Source organism: Streptomyces colwelliae (genome assembly GCF_048158785.1).
GTDB lineage: Bacteria > Actinomycetota > Actinomycetes > Streptomycetales > Streptomycetaceae > Streptomyces.
Map to the genome: position 1 here is coordinate 1 of NZ_JBLTJC010000685.1, position 2,532 is coordinate 2,532.

General features: G+C 68.9%; 2 protein-coding genes. One reads left to right on the forward strand and one right to left on the reverse strand.

All coding sequences use genetic code 11. The features are described from left to right. Positions 1 to 484 (reverse strand): chaplin (locus ACNFOC_RS53165; protein WP_416966136.1); only part of this gene is annotated, 484 nt, incomplete at its 3' end. Positions 485 to 777: 293 nt separating this feature from the next. Between ACNFOC_RS53165 and ACNFOC_RS53170 the strand changes: the two genes are divergently transcribed. Then, a complete protein-coding gene (locus tag ACNFOC_RS53170; RefSeq protein WP_416966137.1) occupies positions 778 to 2,364 on the forward strand; it encodes an alpha/beta hydrolase in 1,587 nt (528 codons plus the stop codon). Positions 2,365 to 2,532: the final 168 nt, after the last annotated feature.

Genomic DNA, 2,532 nt, shown 5'->3' on the forward strand with positions numbered 1-2,532 from the left:
GCGTGGGGTGGTGGGGGTGGTCGACCGAGGTGTTCGTGGACTCGTTGCCCACGGTCGGGTTGCCGACGCCGACCACGCTGACGGAATTGCCGCTGAGGTTCACGGGCAGGTGGATCGGGAGTTGTACTCCGTTGCCGGAGAGCACACCCGGCGAGTCCTTTTCGCCGCCCTGTGCGACGGCACCGCCGTGCGGCCCGCCGGGACTCTTCTCGCCGCTCCTCTTCCCACCGCCCGCTTTCGCGCCGCCTTCGTTGGCGCACGTGTTCCCCGCCGCGGGATTGAGGAGCCCCACCACGTTCACGGTGTTCCCGCACACGTTCACCGGCACGTGCACCGGGAGCTGAATGGTGTTGCCGGAGATCACCCCGGGCGAACCGGCCGCAGCACCGTCCGCACCGGAATCGGCGAACGCCGGCATCGCCGCGGCCAGCGCGCCGGATGCGGCGGCGACGGCGATCACACCGTTTCGGGTAACCCGTTTCATAGGGTCCCTGCCTTCCAGAGATGTAGCGGGCACTCACCCGCACCGGATAAAACGCGGACGCACCATCCGAGTTATGGCTTATCGGCCTTTCACTCCATCGAGCGTCACGGTTATCGAACTACTCGTAACGACTCCTCATCGGCCGGAAACCATTAGTCGGAAAACCTCTTATGCCTATTGAAGGGGCGCAGAATACGGCACCGCTCACCGGCGCGCCCGCCGGGAGGCGGGGCCCGCGAGGCCCGCTTATCGTGATCGCAGGCGCTGGTCACGGCGCGTTCTTGGAGGCATTGATGCTGGCCAAGCTGTCATCGCGACCCGCGCTCCGGGGCTGTGCGGTCACCGGGCTCCTCACGCTGGCACTGCTCGGCGCGGGGCTGCCCGCGCTCGCCACGGCCGACGACCGGCCGGCGCCCGACCTGTCCCGGTTCTACCGGCAGAAGGTGAAGTGGGCCGCGTGCAAGACCCCGGACGCGCCCAAGGACCTGCAGTGCGGGAAGGTCACCGTGCCGCTCGACTACGCGAAGCCCGGCGGCGGAACACTCGATCTCGCACTGGCCCGCTACCGGGCGACCGGGAAGTCGAGGGGGTCGGTGCTGCTGAACTTCGGCGGTCCCGGTGGTGCGGGTGTCAGTGAACTCGCCTCGGGCGGCAAGGAGTTCATGGATCTGACGAACGGCTACGACGTCGTCACGTTCGACCCGCGCGGTGTCGGCCAGTCCTCGCCCGTGAGCTGTGGCGAGGGCTCCGACCAGGGCTCGGCCCCGATCGACGAGGACGCCACCGACAGCAGCGATCCGAAGACCCTCCTCAAGCAGCTGAGGAAAGCGGCAGCCACCTGCGCCAAGTACTCCGGCCCGGTCCTGCCCCACATCGGCACGGTCAACGCCTCCCGGGACCTGGACGTGATGCGCCAGGCCCTCGGCGACAAGAAGCTCAACTACCTTGGTTTCTCCTACGGGACGCGGCTCGGCGCGGTGTACGCGGCCCAATTCCCCAAGAAGGTGGGCCGGTTGGTGCTCGATGGCGTCGACACCCTCACCGAACCGCTGTCCGAGCAGGGGATCGCGGGCGCCGAGGGGCAGCAGACGGCGCTGGAGGACTTCCTCGACTGGTGTGTGCAGGACATCGCCTGCCCCTTCGGGACGGACGCGCGATCGGCGCCGGACCGAGCCGTACAACTCGTCCGCTCGCTCGACCAGGACCCGGTGCAGACGGACTTCGGCGACCCGTTCTCCGGCCAGGACCTGGTGGGGTCCATCAGTCAGGCGCTGTACAGCAAGCAGTTGTGGCCGACGCTGGAGCGGGCCATCGCCTCGCTGGTGGAGGACGGTGACACGCGCGCCATCATGGCGTTCTCGTCGGGCGGCACCGGTCTGCCCCACCTGCGCGGGGGCGGTGGGATCGTCGACGCCCAGGACGTCCCGCTCGACAACCTCCCGGCCGCGCTGATGGCCATCAACTGCGCGGACGACCCCGACCGCCCCACCGCCGAGCAGATCACCAGGAACCTGGCCGGGCTGCGCGCCGAGTACGAGCAGGCGTCGCCGGTCTTCGGCCGCTACCGGCTCACCGAGGTGCTGCTGTGCTACGGCCGTCCCAAGGGCACCGACTACATCCGCGACGACGTCAAGAACGTGGACGCGGCGAAGATGCTGCTCGTGGGGACCCGGGGCGACCCGGCGACGCCGTACCGCTGGACCGTGGAGACGGCCCAGCGGCTCGGTTCGTCGGCTGTGGTGCTGGACAACAAGGGTGAGGGCCACACCGGTTACGCGTCTTCCAAGTGTGTGCACCACAAGGTCAACGACTTCCTGCTGTACGGCTCGCTGCCGCCCAGCGGGAGTTCGTGCCAGCCGGACACCGCCGAGGTTCCCTGAGGGACCGCTCAGCCCAGCACGATCTCGGGCTTGTAGAGGTCTATCCAGAGCGCCAGGTCGAGAGCGCGTTCCAGGCCCCGGCGGCCCGCCTGGGTGCTGATGGGTGTGTCTCGGTGGGCGGCCTGCCGGAGCCTCTCGCGGTCGACTAGGTCGAAGACCGGGTGGGAG

Excerpts from the sequence above, each read along its gene's own strand:
- ACNFOC_RS53170 (WP_416966137.1), top strand. The coding sequence starts at position 778 with ATGCTGGCCAAGCTGTCATCGCGACCCGCGCTCCGGGGCTGTGCGGTC.